The following is a 21,206-nucleotide window of genomic DNA, read 5'->3' on the forward strand; positions in this document are numbered from 1 at the left end:
CCCGTTTCCCCGTTACCCCAGCGTACGCCGGAACATCCCTGCCTCAACCTGCTGCGGCGTAATCACGCCGCTGTCCAGCACCCAGCCGCTAATCAGCGCCGCCGGCGTTACGTCGAACGCCGGGTTATACACTTCGGCGTCATCCGGCGCCCAGCGGCACTGACCGAAGCTGCCGCTGACGCCGGTGACCTCCTCGGCGGCGCGCTGCTCAATCGGAATGGCGGCGCCGTCGGCGCAGGCCGGATCGTGCGTGGTGTGCGGCGCGGCGACGTAAAACGGAATGCGGTGGTAATGCGCCAGCACCGCCAGGCTGTAGGTGCCGATCTTGTTGGCGACGTCGCCGTTGGCGGCGATGCGGTCGGCGCCGACCCACACCGCATCAACCTGGCCCTGCGCCATCAGGCTGGCGGCCATTGAATCGCAGATCAGCCGGTAGGGAATCTGCAGTTCGCCCAGCTCCCAGGCGGTCAGGCGGCCGCCCTGCAGCAGCGGGCGGGTTTCATCCACCCATACCTGCGCCACTTTCCCCTGCTGGTGGGCGCGCAGCAGAACGCCAATCGCCGTACCGATGCCGGCGGTCGCCAGCCCGCCGGTGTTGCAGTGGGTCAGCAGGCGGCTGCCGGGGGCGACCAGCGCCGCGCCGTGGTCGGCGATGCGATCGCACAGGGCGCGATCTTCTTCCACCAGCCGCCAGGCTTCTTCGGCCACCGCCGCGCGCCAGTCGGGCTGCGTCAGCGCCAGCTTGATACGATCCAAATTATTCATCAGGTTAACGGCGGTCGGCCGCGCCGCCCGCAGCGTGCCCAGCGCCTGCAGCACGTCGTCGTGGGGCAGGCCGCGCTCGGCCAGCAGGGCCAGCAGCAGGCTGGCGGACAGCCCGATCAGCGGCGCGCCGCGTACGCGCAGGGCGTGGATATGGCCGACGAGCTGTTCGACGCTGTCGCTGGCCAGCCAGCGTTTTTCCTGGGGCAACGCCTGCTGATCGAGGATCCACAGCCGGTTGTCGCGCAGTGTCAGACTGGTGGTGTTAAGAGGGCGCATAGCAGTTAAATCCTTGTTACGAGCGTATTGCATCTGTAACGCTATTCTGCCAACATGAATTTCGGATGTATAGATGTCCAAATGCCTTTACGTCTAAAAAAACAAGATCCTGTTTGTCAGTGATACCAGAGGGGTTGAGATGTCGCTTTACCGTACCTTTACGGCAGCCGATGCCGTTGAATACGCCCGCCAGTTCGGACAGCTGGCCGATCCGCACACGCTGGTCAGCGCCGAGGAGATTGGCGACGGCAACCTGAACCTGGTGTTTAAAATCCGCGATCGGGAAGGCGTCAGCCGGCTTATCGTCAAGCAGGCGCTGCCGTACGTGCGCTGCGTCGGCGAGTCCTGGCCGCTGACGCTCGACCGGGCGCGCATCGAGGCGGAAACGCTGCTGACCCACGGCGAGTTCTGCCCGCGCCATACCGCGCGCGTAGTGCATCATGATGCGGAACTGGCGGTGATGGTGCAGGAAGATCTCTCCGACCACCAAATCTGGCGCCAGGCGCTGATCGCCGGGCATTATTATCCGCTGGCGGTCGGTCAGCTGGCGGAGTATCTGGCGCAGACGCTGTTCCACACCTCTGATTTTTACCAGGACGCGCAGCAGAAAAAGGCGCAGGTCAGCCGCTTTACCAATCCTGAGCTGTGCCAGATCACTGAAGACCTGTTTTTCAGCGATCCTTACTGCGACCACGAGCGCAACCAGTTTGATGAGGCGCTGTTGCCGCTGGTGCGCGAACTGCGCCACGACGCCACGCTGAAGCTGGCGGTCGCCGGGCTGAAGCACCGCTTTCTCAGCAAAGCCGAAGCGTTATTGCACGGCGACATTCACAGCGGGTCGATATTTGTCGCCGAAGGGCGGCTGAAGGCGATCGACGCTGAGTTCGGCTTCTACGGGCCGATGGGCTTTGACATGGGCACCGCGCTGGGCAACCTGCTGCTGAACTACTGCGGGCTGCCGGGGCTGCTTGGCCCGCGCGACGCCGCCGCCGGCCGCGAACAGCGGCTGCAGGACGTGCGTGAGCTGTGGCTGATTTTTGCCGATCGCTTTTTGGCGCTGTGCCAGCAAAAAACCGCAGACGCCGCGCTGGCGGCCTCCGGCTATGCCGAGCAGTTCCTGCAGCAGGTCTGGCAGGACGCGGTGGGCTATTGCGGCACCGAGCTGATTCGCCGCACCATCGGTCTGGCGCACGTCGCCGATCTGGATGCGATAGAGGATGCCGAGATGCGCGCGGAGTGTCAGCGTAATGCGCTGAGTCTGGGCCGGGCGCTGATCGTTAACGCGCCGCCGATAACCAACGTCGATGAACTGCTGGCGCGCATTCGCCAGTACAGTTAAGGGAACGGCGGCAGGAATAACAAAGGGGCGAAGATCGCCCCTTTTTCTCAGGAAGAGTACGCTTACGCCGCTTCAGTATGCTGGCGGCGTTTCTCCTGCGGCTGCGGCTTTTCCGGCTGCTGCGCCGCCAGCGCTTCCGGCGCGAAGTCATCGACGTTGATGGAACGCAGACGGCTCTCTTCGGCCTTGGTCAGGATGCGCGCTTCGTCATCGCTGATTTTGCCTTCTTCCAGCGCGCGCTGCGCCAGACGATCCAGCCGGGTGAACGGCAGGCTCTTGCCGGCTTCTTTACACAGGCGGGCGTGAATCGGCTCGGCGGCAATCACATCCTCCAACGCCTCTTCCAGCAGGCCGATTGGGTTATGCGCGCTGGCGGTCAGGTACTGGCCGCGCCCCAGACGGCTGCGGGTGGCGGAAGGCTGCTGCAGGATCTTCGCCAACTGATGATCCAGACGATCGGACGGCGCCTGGTGCACGCGGCCGAACGGCAGGATCACCAGCCGCAGCGCTCCGGCGATAAAGCGGTTCGGGAAGTTGCGCAGCAGATCGTCCAGCGCCTGTTCGGCCTGATGCAGACAGTCCTGCACGCCCCAGTGCACCAGCGGCAGATCGTCTTTCTGACGTCCTTCGTCTTCAAAGCGCTTCAGCGTGGCGGAGGCCAGGTACATCTGGCTGAGGATATCCCCCAAACGGGCGGAGATCCGCTCGCGACGCTTCAGGTCGCCGCCCAGCACGCCCATGGAAACGTCCGACAGCAGCGCCAGGTTGGCGCTCAGGCGGTTCAGCTGCTGGTAGTAGCGGCGGGTGGCGTCTTTGGTCGGCGAGAAGCTGGTGCGGCCGTTGGTCAGGCCGAGCCAGAAGCTGCGCACCTTGTTGCTGCCGACGTGGCCGAGGTGGCCGAACAGCGCCTGGTCGAAGCCGGCCAGATCGTTGTTCTGCGCCGCCGCCATTTCCTGCAGCACGTAAGGATGGCAGCGGATCGCCCCCTGACCGAAGATCATCATGGTGCGGGTCAGGATATTGGCCCCTTCCACGGTAATGGCGATCGGCGCGCCCTGGTAGGCGCGGGCCAGGAAGTTGGACTCGCCCAGCATAATGCCCTTGCCGCCGGCGATATCCATGGCGTCAATCGTTGACTGCTGGCCGCGGTGGGTGCAGTGATACTTGACGATAGCGGACAGCACCGCCGGTTTTTCGCCCTGCACCAGCGCATAGGTAATCAGCGAGGCGGCGGCGTCCATCACATAGGTGTTGCCGGCGATGCGCGCCAGCGGCTCTTCGATCCCCTCCATCTTGCCGATGGCGATCTTGAACTGACGGCGGATATGGGCGTAGGCGCCGATGCCCAGCGCCAGCGATTTCACGCTGCCGGTAGAGTTGGAAGGCAGCGTGATGCCGCGGCCGACCGACAGGCATTCAACCAGCATGCGCCAGCCCTGACCGGCCATTTTCGGCCCGCCGATAATGTAGTCGATCGGCACGAAGACGTCGGTGCCGCGCGTCGGGCCGTTCTGGAACGGAATATTCAGCGGGAAGTGGCGGTTGCCGATTTCCACGCCCGGCGTGCTGGTCGGGATCAGCGCGCAGGTGATGCCCGGCGCTTCGTTGTCGCTCAGCAGGTGATTCGGGTCGTACAGTTTGAACGCCAGGCCGAGCACGGTGGCTACCGGCGCCAGCGTGATATAGCGCTTGTTCCAGGTCAGGCGCATGCCCAGCACCTGTTCGCCTTGCCACTCGCCCATGCACACGGTGCCAACGTCCGGGATGGCGCCGGCGTCGGAGCCGGCCTCAGGGCTGGTCAGCGCAAAGCACGGGATCTCTTCGCCGCGCGCCAGGCCCGGCAGGTAGCGGTTTTTCTGCTCTTCGGTGCCGTAGTGTTGCAGCAGTTCGCCCGGGCCGAGGGAGTTCGGTACGCCGACGGTGATCGCCAGAATGCCGGAGACGCCCGCCAGTTTCTGCAGTACGCGCGCCTGAGCGTACGGCGAGAACTCCAGCCCGCCGAACTCTTTTTTGATGATCATGGCGAAGAAGCGGTGCTCTTTCAGGTATGCCCACAGCTCCGGCGGCAGATCGGCCAGCTCATGGGTGATCTGGAAGTCGTTGGCCATCCGGCAGGCTTCTTCCACCGGGCCGTCGATAAACGCCTGCTCTTCGGCGCTCAGCTGCGGTTGCGGGTAGTTGTGCAGTTTGTTCCAGTCCGGCGCGCCGCGGAACAGGTCGCCTTCCCACCAGGTGGTGCCGGCGTCGATCGCCTCTTTCTCGGTGGTGGACATCGGCGGCATCACTTTGCGGAACGCTTTTAACGCCGGCGCGGACAGCCAGCCGCGGCGCAGCGAGGTGACGTTCAGCGGCAGCAGGATTACGGCCAGCGGCAGCAGCATCCAGAAACTCCACAGGCCGATGGCGCCCATGACGGCGGTATAGGCCAGCAGCAGCAGGCAGCTGAGCATCAGGCTTACCCGGTGGTAAAACAGCACGCTGATAAGCGCCAGTAAAACAACAATGCTAAGAACCATCATGATTACAGCTCCTAAGTCGTAAGAGGTCTGACCTGTTTGGTGTATAGATTGGTTTTAGTTCAGGCGATTGTTTTTATCAATGCATTTACACTTTAATTACAACTCAGGTCACAAACTGACAGCACCAAAGGTCAAAAAACGCGGGACGTCCTCAACCGATGCGCTGTTTAGCGCGCAGTGCTTCTCGGTTTTTCCCCGATCCGTTACACTGCAAGGCGGAAGATTGACGATAAAAAGAGGCTATCTCATGTACCACGACCTGATTCGCAGTGAACTGAATGAAGCGGCGGATACGCTGGCGAAATTTATCAGCGATGACGCCAACATCGACGCCATTCAGCGCGCCGCCGTTTTGCTGGCCGATTCCTTTAAAGCCGGCGGCAAGGTGATCTCCTGCGGCAACGGCGGTTCGCACTGCGACGCGATGCATTTCGCCGAAGAGCTGACCGGCCGCTACCGCGAGAACCGTCCGGGCTACCCGGCGATTGCTATTTCCGACGTCAGCCACCTGTCCTGCGTCAGCAACGACTTTGGCTACGACTACGTGTTCTCCCGCTACGTGGAAGCGGTGGGACGTGAAGGCGACGTGCTGCTGGGCATCTCTACCTCCGGCAACTCCGGCAACATCATCAAGGCGATTGAAGCGGCGCGCGCCCAAGGGATGAAAGTGATCACCCTGACCGGCAAAGACGGCGGTAAAATGGCCGGCTCCGCCGATGTGGAAATCCGTGTGCCGCACTTCGGCTACGCTGACCGCATTCAGGAAATCCACATTAAAGCGATTCATATCTTGATTCAGCTGATCGAAAAAGAGATGGTTAAGGCTTAAGGGCCTACGGGGGCCACGCGTCCCCCGTATTCATGATGTAGGGGCGCGCGGCGCCCACTATGAAGGAGTGGTTTTCGATGTGTGAACTGCTCGGGATGAGCGCGAATGTGCCGACCGATATCTGTTTCAGTTTTACCGGCCTGGTGCAGCGCGGCGGCCGCACCGGGCCGCATAAAGACGGTTGGGGCATCACCTTCTATGAAGGCAACGGCTGCCGCACCTTTAAAGATCCGCAGCCCAGCTTCAATTCACCGATCGCTCGTCTGGTGCAGGACTATCCGATCAAGTCCTGCGCGGTGATCTCGCATATCCGCCAGGCCAACCGCGGCGAGGTGGCGCTGGAAAATACCCACCCGTTTACCCGCGAGCTGTGGGGACGCAACTGGACCTATGCGCACAACGGTCAGTTGAAAGGCTACCGCGGCCTGGAGACCGGCACCTTCCGTCCGGTCGGCCAGACCGACAGCGAATATGCGTTCTGCTGGCTGCTGCATCAATTGTCGCTGAAATACCCGCGTACGCCGGGGCAGTGGCCGGCGGTGTTTCGCTATATCGCACTGCTGGCGCAGCAGCTGCGCAGTAAGGGCGTGTTCAATATGCTGCTGTCGGACGGCCAGTACGTGATGGCGTTCTGCTCGACCAACCTGTACTGGATCACGCGTCGCGCGCCGTTTGGCAAGGCGACGCTGCTCGATCAGGACGTGGAAATTGATTTTCAGCAGCAGACCACGCCCAACGACGTGGTCACGGTGATTGCCACCCAGCCGCTGACCGGCAATGAAACCTGGCACAAGATTGCGCCAGGCGAGTTTGCCTTATTTCACTACGGTGAGCGGCTGCTGTGACTGGCTGAACGGGTTGCTGGACTGCGCGCCGGTGCTGGTGCCGGTTGCCGGCTGCGTCGTTGAGGCGAACAGCGTATTCGACTGCCCGCCGCTCATCAGCGGCTGGCCCAGCACATACTGGCCGTTGGCGACGTGCACGGTCGGCGGCTGGTGGTTTTTGGCAAAGTAGTCGTAGCCCGGCTTCAGCTGACGCCAGAAGCTGGCGTAGACCGATGAGCGGTGGCGAATCATATTCTGCTCGGTCATGCGGAACGGATAGATGCTGATATCCACCAAGCGCTGGCCGTTGTTGAACGCCGCCTCTACATAGCGATAGATTTCATCCATATAGCCGTTGGTCATGGCGTAACAGCCGATGGATTTACATTCGCCGTGGATCATCAGATAGGCGCCGGAATAGCCCTGCGCGCGATCGTATTCATTCGGGAAGCCGATGTTAATCGCCCGATAATAGCGGCTATCGGGTTTCAGATGGCGTACGTCGACGCTGTAAAAGCCCTCGGGACTTTTAAAGTCGCCCTGAACGCGTTTCGGACCCAGTCCGCCGGAATAGTTGCAGATCGGAAAACTATTCACCAGACGGAACTCATTGCCCATCTTGGCGTAAAGTTCTAACGTCCGCTCTTCTTTAAATATCTGGATATAAACCGGCGAACCCATTAATTGCTGTTTAACAACCGGTGCTTCAGGTACCTGCTCGCTGGCGCTGCAGGCCGTGATCATCGGCATAGAAACCAGCATCGCAAATAACAGCGCGATTCTGCTCATTCAATTATTCCTGCTATACCCCGTCATAACGTCGCGCCATTCCCGTGCCGGCCATCCCGTTGCGCCCCCGCCGCGGGCCGTTGCCTGCTGCGGAACCGATATGCGGCCGCCCTCCTGGAGTGATTTGAATTATTCAGGGTAAATATTATATGTGCCGACGGTGAGTCACCGCCTGCGTGCCACTGACTTTTTGTTGCATTTACGCCACGCCAGATTACCAGCGTGTTGATATTTAGCAATATAGGATATGTATAAAAAAACTACAAAGCTCGATAAAAGTGAATTAACCGCCAATTTTTAACGATTTCTACGGAAAATAAGCAACAAATTAATTCCGTTTGCTTGACTCAGGTCACTGACGAATGGAGAAAAATGTTGCGAAAAATGTTAGCATCTTCGGCTTGATACCGCTGGGCTGTGGCCAGCGGGGCGGGTATTGGCAAGCAAGCCAACCGTGCGCGTTCAACGGCCGTTTCGCCAGCGATGAAGCAGCGTTACGCCGGTTGCAGGGTTGGCGAGGGAAGGGGGCGTCACTGACAATGGACATGCTGTTTTCTGCTCATAGCGTCAATACGCGAGAATTTATGTTGAATACGGTATCAGGTATTCAACCCGGAGGCGGCGTGTGGCGTCTCATCATCCTGGCATTGTCCGTACTGGCTCCGGCCACGACGACATGTGAAACCATAAAAACATCGTATAAATCCTATGATTAAAATCAGAAAAGGGTTAGACCTGCCGATAGCCGGGGCACCGACTCAGGCGATTCAGGACGGCCCGCATCTCAAGCATGTGGCACTGCTGGGGGAGGAGTATATCGGCATGCGTCCCTCCATGCTGGTGCAGGAGGGCGACAGCGTTAAGCTTGGTCAGGCGCTGTTTGAAGATAAAAAGAATCCCGGCGTGTTCTTCACCGCGCCGGCCGGCGGCAAGATTGTCGCCATCAACCGCGGCGAGCGCCGCGTCCTGCAATCGGTGGTGATCGCCGTTGACGACGACGCGCAGCAGGTGGAGTTCGCCCATTACTCGGCGGCCGATCTGGCGCAGCTGGAGCGTGGCATGGTGGAAGGTGAGCTGCTGAGCAGTGGTCTGTGGACCGCGCTACGCACCCGTCCTTTCAGCAAAACGCCGCACCCGGGCAGCACGCCGCGCGCCATTTTTGTCACCGCCATCGACACCCAGCCGCTGGCCGCCGACCCGCAGGTGATCATCGCCGATCAGCTGGCGGCGTTTAATGCCGGCCTGACGGTGCTGACGCGTCTGACCGACGGCAAGGTGCACGTCTGCCAGGCGGCCGGTGGTAAACTGTCCGGCGCCGATAACGCGCAAATCACCTATAACGAATTCGCCGGTCCGCACCCTGCGGGGCTAGTAGGCACTCACATTCACTTTATCGAGCCGGTGAGCATCAAGAAAACCGTGTGGCATATCGGCTATCAGGATGTGATCGCCATCGGCACGCTGTTCACCACCGGCAAGCTCGACACGCGCCGCGTGGTCGCCCTGGCCGGGCCGCAGGTGGAGCAGCCGACGCTGCTGCGCACCCGTCTGGGCGCCAGCCTGGAAGAGCTGACCGCCGGCCGCCTGAAAGCGGGCGAGAACCGTATTATCAGCGGTTCGGTGCTGAGCGGCGCGCATGCCGCGGGGCCGAAAGCCTATCTTGGCCGTTTCCATAGCCAGGTGTCGGTGCTGGAAGAGGGACGTGAAAAAGAGCTGCTCGGCTGGGTGCTGCCTTCGTCGAACAAGTTCACCATTACCCGCACCACGCTGGGGCACTTCCTGAAGAACAAGCTGTTCGCCTTCTCCACCAGCACCAACGGCGGCGAGCGCTCGATGGTGCCGATCGGCAACTACGAGCGGGTGATGCCGCTGGATATTCTGCCGACGCTGCTGCTGCGCGACCTGCTGGCGGGCGATACCGACAGCGCGCAGGCGCTGGGCTGCCTGGAGCTGGATGAAGAGGATCTGGCGTTGTGCACCTTTGTCTGCCCGGGCAAGTATGAATACGCTCCGGTGCTGCGCGACGTGCTGACCAAGATTGAGCTGGAAGGATAACCCATGGGCCTGAAGAATTATTTTGAGAAAATCGAGCATCACTTCACGCCGGGCGGCAAGCTGGAAAAGTGGTACCCGTTATATGAAGCCACCACCACGGTATTCTACACGCCGGGCACGGTGACGCACGGCGCTTCGCACGTGCGCGACGCCATCGACCTGAAGCGCATGATGATTCTGGTGTGGATGGCGGTATTCCCGGCGATGTTCTGGGGCATGTACAACGTAGGCCAGCAGGCGATTCCCGCGCTGCACCAGATGTACAGCGGCGAGCAGCTGCAACAGGTGCTGGCGGGCGACTGGCACTACGTGCTGGCGCAGTGGCTGGGCGCCTCGCTGGCGCCGGATGCCGGCTGGGTCAGTAAAATGGTGCTGGGGGCAACCTACTTTGTGCCGATTTACGCCGTGGTGTTTATCGTCGGCGGTTTCTGGGAAGTGTTGTTCTCCATCATCCGCAAACATGAGATTAACGAAGGCTTCTTCGTCACCTCGATTCTGTTTGCGCTGATCGTACCGCCGACGCTGCCGCTGTGGCAGGCGGCACTGGGGATCACCTTCGGCGTCGTGGTCGCCAAAGAGATCTTCGGCGGCACCGGGCGTAACTTCCTCAACCCGGCGCTGGCGGGGCGCGCATTTCTGTTCTTCGCCTACCCGGCGCAGATTTCCGGCGATCTGGTATGGACCTCGGCGGACGGCTTCTCCGGCGCAACCCCGCTGGCCCAGTGGAGCGCCGGCGGCGCGCAGGGGCTGAGCAACGTGGCGACCGGCCACTCCATCACCTGGATGGACGCCTTCCTCGGCAACATTCCAGGCTCGGTCGGTGAAGTCTCCACGCTGATGATCCTGATCGGCGGCGCGATAATCCTGTTTGCCCGCATCGCTTCCTGGCGCATCGTCGCCGGCGTGATGCTCGGCATGATCGCCGCCGCCTACCTGTTTAACGCGATCGGCTCCGACACCAACCCGATGTTCGCCATGCCGTGGTACTGGCATATGGTGCTGGGCGGTTTCGCCTTCGGCATGATCTTTATGGCGACCGACCCGGTTTCCGCCGCCTTCACCAACAAAGGGAAGTGGTGGTACGGCATCCTGATCGGCGTGATGTGCGTGTTGATTCGCGTGGTCAACCCGGCCTATCCGGAAGGGATGATGCTGGCGATCCTGTTCGCCAACCTGTTCGCGCCGCTGTTCGATTATCTGGTGGTGCAGGCTAACATCAAGCGGAGAAAAGCCCGTGGCGAGTGAAGCAAAAAATGACGGCATCGGTAAAACGCTGCTGGTAGTACTGTTGCTGTGTCTGGTGTGTTCAGTGGTGGTGGCGGGCTCCGCCGTCGGCCTGAAGTCCAAACAGCAGGAGCAAAAGCTGCTGGATAAGCAGCGCAATATCCTGGACGTGGCGGGGCTGCTGCAGCCGGCCATGCCCAGCGAGCAGGTAAAACAAACCTTTGATAAGCGTATCGAGGCGCGGCTGGTGGATCTGAACAGCGGCGACTTCGTGCAGGGCGATGCGGCATCGTTCGATCGGGCCGCTGCGCTGCGCGATAACGCCAAGAGCATCGCCTTGCCGGCGGCGCAGGATCCGGCGGGCATCAAACGTCGCAGCAACCAGGCGGAAATTTATCTGGTGCGCGATGAGGCCGGCGCGGTCAGCAAAATCGTGCTGCCGGTGTACGGCACCGGCCTGTGGTCGATGATGTACGCCTTTGTCGCCGTTGACGGCGACGGCGACACGGTCAAAGGCATCACCTACTACGACCAGGGGGAAACTCCGGGGCTGGGCGGTGAAGTGGAAAATCCGGCCTGGCGCCAGCAGTGGATCGGCAAGAAGCTGTTTGACGACGGCGGCAAGCCGGCGATCCGCGTGGTGAAAGGCGGCGCGCCCGCAGGGGATATTCACGGCGTGGACGGCCTGTCCGGCGCGACCCTGACCTCCAACGGCGTACAGCACACTTTTGATTTCTGGTTGGGCGAACACGGTTTTGGCCCGTTCCTGAAAAAAGTCCGTGAAGGAGCGCTGAAAAATGGCTGATTCCAAAGAGATTAAACGGGTCCTGCTGGGGCCGTTGTTTGACAATAACCCCATCGCCCTGCAGGTGCTGGGCGTCTGTTCCGCGCTGGCGGTGACCACCAAGCTGGAAACGGCGGTGGTGATGACCATTGCGGTAACGCTGGTGACGGCGTTCTCCAGCTTCTTTATTTCCCTGATTCGTCACCACATTCCCAACAGCGTGCGCATTATCGTGCAGATGGCGATTATCGCCTCGTTGGTTATCGTGGTTGACCAGGTGCTGCGCGCTTACGCGTTTGAAATTTCCAAGCAGCTGTCGGTGTTTGTCGGCCTGATCATCACCAACTGTATCGTGATGGGACGCGCCGAAGCCTATGCGATGAAGTCGCCGCCGATCGAAAGCTTTATGGACGGCATCGGCAACGGGCTGGGCTACGGCGTGATTCTGATCCTGGTCGGTTTCCTGCGTGAGCTGATCGGCTCCGGCAAGCTGTTCGGCGTGCCGGTGCTGGAAACGCTGCAGAACGGCGGCTGGTACATGCCGAACGGTCTGTTCCTGCTGGCGCCGAGCGCGTTCTTTATTATCGGCCTGCTGATCTGGGCGCTGCGCACGCTGAAGCCTGCGCAGGTTGAAAAGGAGTAATCGGCGATGGAACACTATATCAGTCTGTTTGTTCGCGCCGTTTTCGTTGAAAACATGGCGCTGGCGTTCTTCCTCGGCATGTGTACCTTCCTCGCGGTGTCGAAGAAGGTCTCTACCGCCTTTGGTCTGGGGATTGCCGTCACCATCGTGCTGGGCATCGCGGTGCCGGCGAACAACCTGGTCTACAACCTGATCCTGCGCGACGGCGCGCTGATGGATGGCGTGGACCTGAGCTTCCTCAACTTCATCACCTTTATCGGGGTGATTGCGGCGCTGGTGCAGATTCTGGAGATGATCCTCGATCGCTTCTTCCCGTCGCTGTACAACGCCCTCGGCATCTTCCTGCCGCTGATTACCGTGAACTGCGCCATCTTCGGCGGCGTGTCCTTCATGGTGCAGCGTGACTACAACTTCGCGGAATCCGTAGTGTACGGCTTCGGCTCCGGCACCGGCTGGATGTTGGCGATTGTGGCGATGGCGGGGATCCGCGAAAAACTGAAGTATGCCGATGTGCCGGCAGGGTTACGCGGTCTGGGCATCACCTTTATTACCACCGGGCTGATGGCGTTGGGCTTTATGTCCTTCTCCGGGGTTCAGTTGTAATAACCCAGAGATAAAGGCGGAAAATTTATGGAAATTATTTTAGGCGTAGCGATGTTCACCTGCATCGTCATGGTGCTGGCGCTACTGATCCTGTTTGCCAAGTCCAAACTGGTGAACACGGGCGACGTGGCCGTTGAAGTCAACGGCGACCTGGATAAAAGCTTCCACGCGCCGGCGGGGGACAAGCTGCTCAATATGCTGTCCGGTCAGGGGATTTTCGTCTCCTCGGCCTGCGGCGGCGGCGGTTCCTGCGGCCAGTGCCGGGTGGTGATCAAAGAAGGCGGCGGCGATATCCTGCCGACCGAACTGTCGCATATCACCAAGCGCGAAGCGAAAGAGGGTTGCCGTCTGGCCTGTCAGGTCAACGTGAAGCAGAACCTGAAAATTGAGCTGCCGGAGGAGATCTTCGGCGTGAAGAAATGGGAATGCGAAGTCATTTCCAATGACAACAAAGCGACCTTTATCAAAGAGCTGAAGCTGAAGATCCCGGACGGTGAGGATGTGCCTTTCCGCGCCGGCGGTTTTATTCAGATTGAAGCGCCGGCGCACGATATCGGCTATGCCGATTTCGACGTGCCGGAAGAGTACCGCGGCGACTGGGACAAGTTTAACCTGTTCCGCTACCGCTCCAAGGTGGACGACACCACGGTGCGCGCGTATTCCATGGCGAACTACCCGGAAGAGAAAGGCATCATCATGCTGAACGTGCGTATCGCCACGCCGCCGCCGAACAATCCGGATGTGCCGCCGGGCATTATGTCGTCGTACATCTGGTCGCTGAAGCCGGGCGACAAGGTGACGATTTCCGGGCCGTTCGGCGAGTTCTTCGCCAAAAAGACCGACGCCGAGATGATCTTTATCGGCGGCGGCGCGGGTATGGCGCCGATGCGTTCGCATATTTTCGATCAGCTGAAACGTCTGCACTCGAAGCGCAAGATCACCTTCTGGTACGGCGCCCGCTCGCTGCGTGAAATGTTCTATGAAGATGACTTCAATCATCTGCAGGAAGAGAACGAAAACTTCACCTGGCACGTGGCGCTGTCGGATCCGCAGCCTGAGGATAACTGGACCGGCTACACCGGCTTTATCCACAACGTGTTGCTGGAGAACTACCTGAAGAACCATCCGGCGCCGGAAGACTGTGAGTTCTACATGTGCGGGCCGCCGATGATGAACGCCGCGGTGATCAAGATGCTGAAGGATTTGGGCGTTGAAGATGAAAACATCATGCTTGATGACTTTGGTGGCTAAATGCGCGCGTCAGCGATGAAAGGCTGGATAACGCTGGTGGCGCTTGGCGCCACCCTGCTGTTAAGCGGATGCGGGCCGACGCAGGTGAACCTTGATGGTAAAACCATGGGGACCTCCTACTCGATCCGCTATCTGCCCGGCGACGATACGCCGTCGGCCAGCAAGATTCAGGCGGAGATCGACAAACGTCTGGAGCTGGTGAACGACCAGATGTCGACCTACCGGCCGGATTCGGAGCTGAGCCGCTTTAACCGCAGCCGCGCGGTCGACACGCCGTTCCCGGTCTCCGCCGCGACGGCGCAGGTGGTCAGCGAAGCGCTGCGCATTAACCGCGTGACCGACGGCGCGCTGGACGTCACCGTCGGGCCGCTGGTCAACCTGTGGGGCTTTGGCCCGGAAGGGCGCAGAAGCCAGGTGCCGGACGCCGCAGAGCTGGCGCAGCGCCGCGCCTGGACCGGTATCGACAAGCTGGCGGTGCAGGGCAATGCGCTGGTGAAGCATATCCCGGAGCTGTATGTCGACCTGTCGTCAATCGCCAAGGGCTATGGCGTTGACGTGGTGGTGAACTACCTGCACTCCCAGCAGGTAAGAAACTACATGGTGGATATCGGCGGCGAGGTGCGCACCCGCGGTCTGAACGGCAAGGAGCAGCCGTGGCGGATTGCCATTGAGCGGCCGGCCAGCGGCGGGGAGCAGCGTGCGCAGCTGGTGATTCAGCCCGGTAATATGGCGATTGCCACCTCGGGTGATTATCGCAACTACTTCGAGCAGGACGGCGTACGCTATTCGCATACCATCGATCCGCGCAGCGGCCGGCCGATTGAACACCGTCTGGCGTCGATTACCGTGATCAGCCCGACCTGCATGACCGCCGACGGCCTGTCTACCGGGCTGGACGTAATGGGGCCGGAACGTGGCATGGCGCTGGCCAACCTGCTGGGGATCCCGGTCTATATGATCGTGAAAACCGACGACGGTTTTGAAGAGCGCTATTCCGAGGCCTTTAAACCGTATATGAATAAAATCCTGTGAGGCCGCTATGCTGACGGTATTTGTTGCCACCTTTGTGTTGTTTCTGCTGATTATCGGCGGCATGTCGCTGGGCTATGTGTTCAAACGCAAAAGCCTGCAGGGCAGCTGCGGCGGCATCACCGCGCTGGGGATGGAGAAAGTCTGCGACTGCCCGGAACCGTGCGATGCGCGCAAAAAGCGTCTGGCTAAAGAGGCGCTGCGCCGGGAACAGTTGGAAAAGCACCGCATTTTATAACCGTTCACTCTTATTCCGGGGCGCGGCTGGCCGCGTCCCGATTCCTCTTCCGCCACTGCTGCGCCTGTTCGGGCGAATCCACCATCACCGCGTCAGCCCCCAACGTTTGCGCCTGCTGGTAAGCCTCCGGCGAGTTAATGCCGAATAACACAATCCGCGCCGGACCCTGCGAACGGAAACAGGCCATTGATTCCTCATCCCAGCTGAGCTGCGCCTTGGAGCGTCCTTCGCCCAGCGTGTATTTCTCCACCACCTCGACTTCGCGCGTCAGCTCCAGCCCGTACCAGCGGGGCGTCGCGTCGTGCGGCTGCAGCTGGCAGCGGTGCGCCATGGCGACGTTAGCCAGCAGGCTGCGGGTTTCATCACGGCTGACAAAGCGCGCGATCTGCGGCGGTAGCGCCTGCAGGTAGCGGGCATCGGTGGAATAGATCCGGGTGCGCGCCAGCGCGTGCTGCTCTTCCAACGTCGTCAGCAGCGCGTCGGCGAAGCGGGCCGGATCGGCGTCCGGCGACTTGATGTCCAGATAGAAGGTGGCGTGCGGAAAGGTTTGCAGCACCGTTGCCAGCCGGGGAATGCCGATGCCCTGGGCACGGTACGGGTGGCCGTCGCCACGGGTGTAGGCCCAGCCGGCATCCGTTTGCGCCAGTTGTGCTGCGCTATAGGCGGAGACCGGGCCGCGGGCGTTAGTGAGTGCTTGCAGATCGGCAGGGCGATAGAGAACGACCACCCCGTCTTTACTCAGCTGCAGCGTGATCCACACGGCGTCGGCGCCGTTAGCCAATGCGCTGCGGATGGCCGGCACGGTATTTTCCGGCGCATCGGCGGTGCCGCCGCGGTGGGCGATAATGGCCGGTTGCGACGCGGCGACGGCGTTATACAGCGGGGCGCACAGCAGTAGCAGCAGTGCGGGCAGGGCGCGGAGAAGCGGCATGAGAACGTTCCTGAAATTGACCTGGCGTTATTATACGGCTGAAAAATGACGTTTTTTTTAACCTCCGCCGTCTGTATTCGGAGATTGCCTAGGCCCGTCTTGAGAGTGCGCAATTTTGCTGTATACTTATCCAGTATTGTTGGAGGGCGCGATGCGTAAAATCATTCATGTCGATATGGATTGCTTCTTTGCCGCAGTGGAAATGCGCGACAATCCCAGCCTGCGGGATATTCCGCTGGCGATCGGGGGCAGTGCCGAACGGCGTGGCGTGATCAGCACCGCCAACTATCCGGCGCGCCGCTACGGCGTGCGCAGCGCGATGTCGACCGCCATGGCGCTGAAACTGTGCCCGCAGCTGACGCTGCTGCCGGGGCGCATGGCGGCTTATAAAGAGGCGTCGCTGCATATCCGCCAGATCTTCGCGCGCTATACTTCGCTGATTGAGCCGCTGTCGCTGGATGAAGCCTATCTGGACGTGACCGACAGCCCGCAGTGCAACGGTTCGGCCACGCTGATGGCGGAGGAGATCCGGCAGGCCATTTTTGATGAACTGCAGCTGACCGCCTCGGCCGGCGTGGCGCCGATCAAGTTTCTGGCCAAGATCGCCTCCGATCTGAATAAGCCCAACGGGCAGTATGTGATCCCGCCGGCGCAGGTGGGCGCCTTTCTGCAACAGCTGCCGCTCGGCAAAATCCCCGGCGTGGGCAAGGTGACCGCCAAGCGGCTGGAAGAGCTGGGGCTGCACACCTGCGCCGACGTGCAGCGTTACGATCTGGCCGCGCTGCTCAAGCGCTTCGGCAAGTTCGGCCGGGTGCTGTGGGAACGCAGTCAGGGCATTGACGAGCGACAGGTATCGTCGGAGCGGCTGCGTAAATCGGTCGGCGTGGAGCGTACGCTGGCGGAGGATATCCACGACTGGGCGGAGTGCGAAGCGCTGATTGTCGACAAACTCTACCCCGAACTGGAAGCGCGCCTGCGTAAGGTAAAACCCGATCTGCATATTGCCCGCCAGGGGGTAAAACTGAAGTTTCAGGATTTCCAGCTGACAACGCAGGAGCACGTCTGGCCGGTGCTGAACCGGGAGGATTTGCTGGCGGTGGCGCAGCAGGTGTGGCGCGAGCGGCGCGAAGGGCGCGGCGTCCGGCTGGTGGGGCTGCATGTGACGCTGCTGGATCCGCAGATAGAACGGCAGCTGCTGCTGCCGTGGGATGGCTAGGGCCGGAGAACCCGGCCCTGATGCGTTATCAGTCGCGTTCCGGAATGGCTTTCAGCAGTTCGGTCAGCAGCTGCCAGTACAGACCGACGCTTTCAATCTGCACCTGCTCGTCCGGCGAATGCGGCCCGGTGATGGTCGGCCCGATGGAGACCATATCCATATCCGGGTACGGTTTCTTGAACAGTCCGCACTCCAGACCGGCGTGGATCACCATAATGTTCGGCGTCTTGTTAAACAGGCGCTGGTACAGTTCGCGCACCAGATGCATCACCGGAGAATCGGCGTCCGGCTGCCAGCCCGGGTAGCCGCCTTTCGGCTCTACTTTGGCGCCTGCCAGCTGGCCCAGCGCGGTCAGCATTTCCACCACGTAGTCTTTGCCGCTGTCGATCAGCGAGCGGATCAGGCAGATGATTTCCGCTTCGCTGTCGCTGGTGGTGACCACGCCGAGGTTCAGCGAGGTTTCCACCACGCCCTGCACCGCGTCGCTCATGCGGATCACACCGTTCGGCGTGCCGTTCAGCAGCGCCAGGAAACGCTTTTGGCTGTCGGCGGTCAGCGCCTGCTGCGCGCTGTCGCTTGGCTCCAGCAGTACGGTGATGTTTTTCTCTTTCGCCGCCAGTTCGTTCTGCAGCGTCGTCAGGAACGCCTGGCTCAGCGCCTTCAGCGTGGCAACCTGGTCCGCGGCGACCGCGACGGTGGCAAAGGCCTCACGCGGGATGGCGTTGCGCAGCGTGCCGCCGTTCAGCTCCAGCAGACGCAGGCCAAGCTGCGGGGCATGGGCGAACAGGAAGCGGGCCAGCAGCTTGTTGGCGTTGCCGAGGCCCAGATGGATATCCGCGCCGGAGTGGCCGCCTTTCAGGCCCTTGATGGTCAGCTTCAGCGTCTGGTAGCCGGCCGGCAGCGCTTCACGCTGCAGCGGCAGGGTGGTGATAAAATCAATCCCGCCGGCGCAACCCATGTAGATCTCGCCTTCTTCTTCCGAATCGGTATTGATCAGGATATCCGCCTGCAGCCAGTTCGGCTGCAGACCGAATGCGCCGTCCATGCCGGCTTCTTCGGTCATGGTCAGCAGCACTTCCAGCGGGCCGTGCTCAACGCTGTCATCCGCCAGTACCGCCAGTGCGGAAGCCATGCCGATGCCGTTGTCCGCGCCCAGCGTGGTGCCGCGCGCCTTGACCCACTCACCGTCGATATACGGCTGGATCGGATCCTTGGCGAAGTCGTGTACGGTGTCATTGTTTTTTTGCGGCACCATATCCAGGTGCGCCTGCAGCGCGACCGGCTTACGGTTTTCCATGCCTTTGGTGGCAGGCTTGCGCAGCAGGATGTTGCCGACCTGGTCGCGTTCGGCGTGCAGGTTTTTCTCTTTGGCCCAGTCGAGGATATGCTGCGCCAGCGCTTCTTCATGGTAAGAAGGGTGCGGGATTGAGCAGATTTTAGCGAAAATGTCCCACAGCGGCTGTGGTGAAAGTTGAGACAATTCAGACACGTTGAGTCTCCTGTTGACGGCGTTTCCGGCTCGGATGGCGGAAGCCGTGCGGTTAAGTTAAGGGCAATGCCCGGCGGAGATAAACGCGTGGCCGGGACGGCTGCCGTTAGCGTGGCTAGTGTGTGCCGCGTCGGCACGATAGTCAGAGAATATCATTTTATTGGCGCCGGTGCGCGCGTGCTATCGCACTGCATAATCGACAAAAGGGCGCGGTTTTATAGGAAGTTGCCGACTTTTACAGCATCAATTACCAGAAGAGCCTGGTAAGGAATTCGCGATGAATTCCTCGGTTCAACTGGTATTCAGCGCGCCCAATCTCTATAATCTCGCGCAACCTTTTTTCCCCTGAACACTTGAGTAAGCCGATTTTACACTGGCTGGGACACCTTTTATGAGCGAAAAATACGTTGTTACCTGGGATATGTTGCAAATGCAAGCGCGCAAACTGGCGCATCGCCTGCTGCCGGCTGAAAAATGGACCGGCATTATCGCGGTAAGCCGCGGCGGCCTGGTGCCGGCAGCGCTGCTGGCGCGCGAACTGGGGATTCGCCACGTCGATACCGTCTGCATTTCCAGCTATGACCACGACAACCAGCGCGAGATGAAAATCCTCAAGCGCGCTGAAGGTGACGGCGAAGGTTTCATCGTAGTTGACGATCTGGTGGATACCGGCGGCACCGCGAAAGCCATTCGCGAGATGTACCCGAAAGCCCACTTCGTCACCATTTTCGCCAAGCCGGCCGGACGTCCGCTGGTGGACGACTATGTGGTCGACATCCCGCAGGATACCTGGATCGAACAGCCTTGGGATATGGGCGTTAGCTTCCTGCCGCCTATCGGCGGCCGCTAAGCGCCTGACCGCAGCAACGCCCGGTAATGCGGGCGTTGTCATTTCCCGCCTTTATTTTTGTAAATTCCCGCCGTTTTTTTCCTGCCGTCCGGCGCTGCCTTTCCGCCGTTATTACCAATAAACGGATTAGTTATCAGTGCGCTAGCGGATGTCGTCGCCGCAGTGAAGCGTAAAATTAACGCCTATTTAACAATGAGATAGTTTGGTTTCCCGCGCCAGAGTTAGGTACACTACGGGTAGTCATCAGGCCGTTTTCGCCTGCGTCCGATTTACGGAGGCTGTTGTTACCATGGCACAAGCCAACCTTTCCGAGATTTTATTCAAGCCCTCATTCAAGCACCGCGAGACGTCGACGCTGATCCGGCGTGCGCCGCACGCCCGTTCCGCCACCATGCACTCGCCGCTGGAAGGCGACACCGCCAATAACTGGTACCGCATGCTTAACCGCCTGCTGTGGGCGTGGCGCGGCGTGGACGCGGTGGAGATCGTGGAGGTGCTGTCGCGCATTGCCGCCTCTGCGGCGGAGCACAGCGACGAGCGCCTGCTCGATACCGTGGTCGGCTACCGCAACGGCAACTGGATTTACGAGTGGGTGCATCAGGGCATGCAGTGGCAGCAGCGCGCGCTCGAGCAGCAGGATCCGCTGCTGGCGGGCAAACACTGGCTGCGCGCCGCCAACTTTTACAGCATCGCCGGCTATCCGCACCTGAAAGGCGATGAACTGGCGGAGCAGGCCGAAGTGCTGGCCAACCGCGCCTATGAGGAAGCGGCGCTGCTGCTGCCGTATCAGCTCAAGGAGCTGGAGTTCAAGATTGACGGCGGCAGCCCGATCACCGGCTTCCTGCATATGCCGGAGCAGGGCAAGGCGCCGTTCCCGACGGTGCTGATGTGCGGCAGCCTTGATACGCTGCAGACCGACTATCACCGCCTGTTTAACGACTATCTGGCGCCGCTGGGCATTGCGATGCTGACCATCGATATGCCGTCGATCGGCGCTTCCGCCAAATGGAAGCTGACGCAGGATTCCAGCTTCCTGCACCAGCAGGTGCTGAGCCAGCTGCCCGGCGTGCCCTGGATAGACCATCAGCGGGTGACCGCCTTCGGCTTCCGCTTTGGCGCCAACGTGGCGGTGCGGCTGGCATATCTGGAGCCGCAGCGCCTGCGCGGCGTCGCCTGCCTGGGGCCGGTGGTGCACGGCGTGCTGTGCGATGCCCGCAACCAGCAGCAGGTGCCGGACATGTATATGGACGTGCTGGCCAGCCGGATGGGCATGGCCGACGCATCCGATCACGTGCTGAAAATGGAGCTGAACCGCTACTCGCTGAAAATGCAGGGCCTGCTCGGCCGTCGTTGCTACACGCCGATGCTGTCCGGCTTCTGGGAACAGGACCCGCTCAGTTCGAAAGCGGAATCGCAGCTGATCGTTTCTTCCTCACTGGACGGTAAACTGCTGGCGATCCCGCGCGCGCCGATTTACCGCAGCTTCCATCAGGCGCTGCAGCAGATGAGCCGCTGGCTGCACGACAAAATGCGTTAAATAGTTGCTAATTTT

At 60.8% G+C, this 21,206-nt stretch carries 20 protein-coding genes; 15 read left to right on the top strand and 5 right to left on the bottom strand.

The genetic code is table 11. From position 1 onward, the window contains the following. Positions 1-12: 12 nt before the first annotated feature. Positions 13-1,041, bottom strand: coding sequence for an S-methyl-5-thioribose-1-phosphate isomerase (gene mtnA / locus I6G83_RS11530; RefSeq protein ID WP_062779215.1), 1,029 nt, complete (start codon positions 1,039-1,041; stop codon positions 13-15). A 139-nt stretch (positions 1,042-1,180) separates the two neighbouring features. On the opposite strand from mtnA, the gene mtnK reads away from it, so the two are divergent. Beyond that, positions 1,181-2,380, top strand: a complete 1,200-nt coding sequence (mtnK, locus tag I6G83_RS11535) for an S-methyl-5-thioribose kinase (protein ID WP_054306521.1) — start codon at positions 1,181-1,183, stop codon at positions 2,378-2,380. 62 nt (positions 2,381-2,442) lie between these two features. On the opposite strand, the gene fadE is transcribed toward mtnK, so the two are convergent. Next, the gene (gene fadE / locus I6G83_RS11540; RefSeq protein ID WP_054306522.1) at positions 2,443-4,899 is read right to left on the bottom strand and encodes an acyl-CoA dehydrogenase FadE; all 2,457 of its coding nucleotides are present in this window, start codon (positions 4,897-4,899) and stop codon (positions 2,443-2,445) included. Between the two features lie 247 nt (positions 4,900-5,146). On the opposite strand from fadE, the gene lpcA reads away from it, so the two are divergent. Continuing rightward, positions 5,147-5,728, top strand: coding sequence for a D-sedoheptulose 7-phosphate isomerase (gene lpcA, locus I6G83_RS11545; RefSeq protein ID WP_054306523.1), 582 nt, complete (start codon positions 5,147-5,149; stop codon positions 5,726-5,728). A gap of 77 nt (positions 5,729-5,805) precedes the next feature. Beyond that, the gene (locus I6G83_RS11550) at positions 5,806-6,573 is read left to right on the top strand and encodes a class II glutamine amidotransferase (protein ID WP_054306524.1); all 768 of its coding nucleotides are present in this window, start codon (positions 5,806-5,808) and stop codon (positions 6,571-6,573) included. Here I6G83_RS11550 and dpaA read toward each other — a convergent pair. Then, the gene (dpaA, locus tag I6G83_RS11555) at positions 6,544-7,341 is read right to left on the bottom strand and encodes a peptidoglycan meso-diaminopimelic acid protein amidase (protein ID WP_054306525.1); all 798 of its coding nucleotides are present in this window, start codon (positions 7,339-7,341) and stop codon (positions 6,544-6,546) included. The genes I6G83_RS11550 and dpaA overlap by 30 nt on opposite strands. 362 nt (positions 7,342-7,703) lie before the next feature. On the opposite strand from dpaA, the gene I6G83_RS11560 reads away from it, so the two are divergent. From I6G83_RS11560 to nqrM, 9 genes are read left to right on the top strand one after another with little or no spacing between them, the layout of a single operon-like run. After that, positions 7,704-8,057 (top strand): hypothetical protein, encoded by a 354-nt coding sequence (locus I6G83_RS11560; RefSeq protein WP_138111350.1) that lies wholly within the window; start codon positions 7,704-7,706, stop codon positions 8,055-8,057. Continuing rightward, entirely contained in the window at positions 8,050-9,396 is a 1,347-nt protein-coding gene (locus I6G83_RS11565; protein ID WP_054306526.1) for a Na(+)-translocating NADH-quinone reductase subunit A, read from the top strand. The genes I6G83_RS11560 and I6G83_RS11565 overlap by 8 nt, the downstream gene beginning before the upstream one ends. 3 nt (positions 9,397-9,399) lie before the next feature. Further along, on the top strand, positions 9,400-10,641 hold the full coding sequence (locus I6G83_RS11570; protein WP_054306527.1) for an NADH:ubiquinone reductase (Na(+)-transporting) subunit B: 1,242 nt from the start codon (positions 9,400-9,402) through the stop codon (positions 10,639-10,641). Next, entirely contained in the window at positions 10,631-11,425 is a 795-nt protein-coding gene (locus tag I6G83_RS11575) for a Na(+)-translocating NADH-quinone reductase subunit C (protein WP_054306528.1), read from the top strand. Before I6G83_RS11570 ends, I6G83_RS11575 begins: the two co-directional genes overlap by 11 nt. Further along, positions 11,418-12,047, top strand: coding sequence for an NADH:ubiquinone reductase (Na(+)-transporting) subunit D (locus I6G83_RS11580; protein WP_054306529.1), 630 nt, complete (start codon positions 11,418-11,420; stop codon positions 12,045-12,047). The genes I6G83_RS11575 and I6G83_RS11580 overlap by 8 nt, the downstream gene beginning before the upstream one ends. Positions 12,048-12,053: 6 nt before the next feature. Further along, the gene (gene nqrE, locus I6G83_RS11585; protein ID WP_015671090.1) at positions 12,054-12,650 is read left to right on the top strand and encodes an NADH:ubiquinone reductase (Na(+)-transporting) subunit E; all 597 of its coding nucleotides are present in this window, start codon (positions 12,054-12,056) and stop codon (positions 12,648-12,650) included. 27 nt (positions 12,651-12,677) lie between these two features. Beyond that, positions 12,678-13,901 (top strand): NADH:ubiquinone reductase (Na(+)-transporting) subunit F, encoded by a 1,224-nt coding sequence (gene nqrF / locus I6G83_RS11590; RefSeq protein WP_054306530.1) that lies wholly within the window; start codon positions 12,678-12,680, stop codon positions 13,899-13,901. After that, entirely contained in the window at positions 13,902-14,933 is a 1,032-nt protein-coding gene (locus tag I6G83_RS11595; protein WP_054306531.1) for an FAD:protein FMN transferase, read from the top strand. Between the two features lie 7 nt (positions 14,934-14,940). After that, positions 14,941-15,168 carry a (Na+)-NQR maturation NqrM gene (gene nqrM, locus I6G83_RS11600; protein ID WP_015671093.1) on the top strand — a complete coding sequence of 76 codons (228 nt, stop codon included), beginning with the start codon at positions 14,941-14,943 and terminating at the stop codon, positions 15,166-15,168. Between the two features lie 10 nt (positions 15,169-15,178). On the opposite strand, the gene I6G83_RS11605 is transcribed toward nqrM, so the two are convergent. Continuing rightward, positions 15,179-16,099, bottom strand: coding sequence for a glycerophosphodiester phosphodiesterase family protein (locus tag I6G83_RS11605; protein ID WP_054306532.1), 921 nt, complete (start codon positions 16,097-16,099; stop codon positions 15,179-15,181). A 151-nt stretch (positions 16,100-16,250) separates the two neighbouring features. Between I6G83_RS11605 and dinB the strand changes: the two genes are divergently transcribed. Beyond that, positions 16,251-17,315, top strand: a complete 1,065-nt coding sequence (dinB, locus tag I6G83_RS11610; protein ID WP_054306533.1) for a DNA polymerase IV — start codon at positions 16,251-16,253, stop codon at positions 17,313-17,315. Positions 17,316-17,343: 28 nt separating this feature from the next. Here dinB and pepD read toward each other — a convergent pair whose 3' ends face one another. Beyond that, the gene (pepD, locus tag I6G83_RS11615) at positions 17,344-18,804 is read right to left on the bottom strand and encodes a beta-Ala-His dipeptidase (protein ID WP_054306534.1); all 1,461 of its coding nucleotides are present in this window, start codon (positions 18,802-18,804) and stop codon (positions 17,344-17,346) included. A 391-nt stretch (positions 18,805-19,195) separates the two neighbouring features. Between pepD and gpt the strand changes: the two genes are divergently transcribed. Together gpt and frsA are read left to right on the top strand one after the other, a co-directional pair. Beyond that, the gene (gene gpt / locus I6G83_RS11620) at positions 19,196-19,654 is read left to right on the top strand and encodes a xanthine phosphoribosyltransferase (protein WP_015671097.1); all 459 of its coding nucleotides are present in this window, start codon (positions 19,196-19,198) and stop codon (positions 19,652-19,654) included. Positions 19,655-19,943: 289 nt separating this feature from the next. Continuing rightward, entirely contained in the window at positions 19,944-21,191 is a 1,248-nt protein-coding gene (gene frsA, locus I6G83_RS11625; protein ID WP_054306535.1) for an esterase FrsA, read from the top strand. The last annotated feature ends 15 nt before the right edge of the window (positions 21,192-21,206 follow it).

The sequence above is a fragment of the Serratia rubidaea genome (genome assembly GCF_016026735.1).
Lineage (GTDB): Bacteria > Pseudomonadota > Gammaproteobacteria > Enterobacterales > Enterobacteriaceae > Serratia_B > Serratia_B rubidaea.

What these genes read in the sequence shown, in the direction of transcription:
- dinB (WP_054306533.1), top strand. Translation starts at nt 16,251, where the DNA reads ATGCGTAAAATCATTCATGTCGATATGGATTGCTTCTTTGCCGCAGTG.
- gpt (WP_015671097.1), top strand. Translation starts at nt 19,196, where the DNA reads ATGAGCGAAAAATACGTTGTTACCTGGGATATGTTGCAAATGCAAGCG.
- I6G83_RS11570 (WP_054306527.1), top strand. Translation starts at nt 9,400, where the DNA reads ATGGGCCTGAAGAATTATTTTGAGAAAATCGAGCATCACTTCACGCCG.
- I6G83_RS11605 (WP_054306532.1), bottom strand. Translation starts at nt 16,099, where the DNA reads ATGCCGCTTCTCCGCGCCCTGCCCGCACTGCTGCTACTGCTGTGCGCC.
- lpcA (WP_054306523.1), top strand. Translation starts at nt 5,147, where the DNA reads ATGTACCACGACCTGATTCGCAGTGAACTGAATGAAGCGGCGGATACG.
- mtnA (WP_062779215.1), bottom strand. Translation starts at nt 1,041, where the DNA reads ATGCGCCCTCTTAACACCACCAGTCTGACACTGCGCGACAACCGGCTG.
- mtnK (WP_054306521.1), top strand. Translation starts at nt 1,181, where the DNA reads ATGTCGCTTTACCGTACCTTTACGGCAGCCGATGCCGTTGAATACGCC.
- I6G83_RS11565 (WP_054306526.1), top strand. Translation starts at nt 8,050, where the DNA reads ATGATTAAAATCAGAAAAGGGTTAGACCTGCCGATAGCCGGGGCACCG.
- frsA (WP_054306535.1), top strand. Translation starts at nt 19,944, where the DNA reads ATGGCACAAGCCAACCTTTCCGAGATTTTATTCAAGCCCTCATTCAAG.
- nqrF (WP_054306530.1), top strand. Translation starts at nt 12,678, where the DNA reads ATGGAAATTATTTTAGGCGTAGCGATGTTCACCTGCATCGTCATGGTG.
- nqrE (WP_015671090.1), top strand. Translation starts at nt 12,054, where the DNA reads ATGGAACACTATATCAGTCTGTTTGTTCGCGCCGTTTTCGTTGAAAAC.
- I6G83_RS11580 (WP_054306529.1), top strand. Translation starts at nt 11,418, where the DNA reads ATGGCTGATTCCAAAGAGATTAAACGGGTCCTGCTGGGGCCGTTGTTT.
- I6G83_RS11550 (WP_054306524.1), top strand. Translation starts at nt 5,806, where the DNA reads ATGTGTGAACTGCTCGGGATGAGCGCGAATGTGCCGACCGATATCTGT.
- nqrM (WP_015671093.1), top strand. Translation starts at nt 14,941, where the DNA reads ATGCTGACGGTATTTGTTGCCACCTTTGTGTTGTTTCTGCTGATTATC.
- I6G83_RS11595 (WP_054306531.1), top strand. Translation starts at nt 13,902, where the DNA reads ATGCGCGCGTCAGCGATGAAAGGCTGGATAACGCTGGTGGCGCTTGGC.
- dpaA (WP_054306525.1), bottom strand. Translation starts at nt 7,341, where the DNA reads ATGAGCAGAATCGCGCTGTTATTTGCGATGCTGGTTTCTATGCCGATG.
- fadE (WP_054306522.1), bottom strand. Translation starts at nt 4,899, where the DNA reads ATGATGGTTCTTAGCATTGTTGTTTTACTGGCGCTTATCAGCGTGCTG.
- I6G83_RS11560 (WP_138111350.1), top strand. Translation starts at nt 7,704, where the DNA reads ATGGAGAAAAATGTTGCGAAAAATGTTAGCATCTTCGGCTTGATACCG.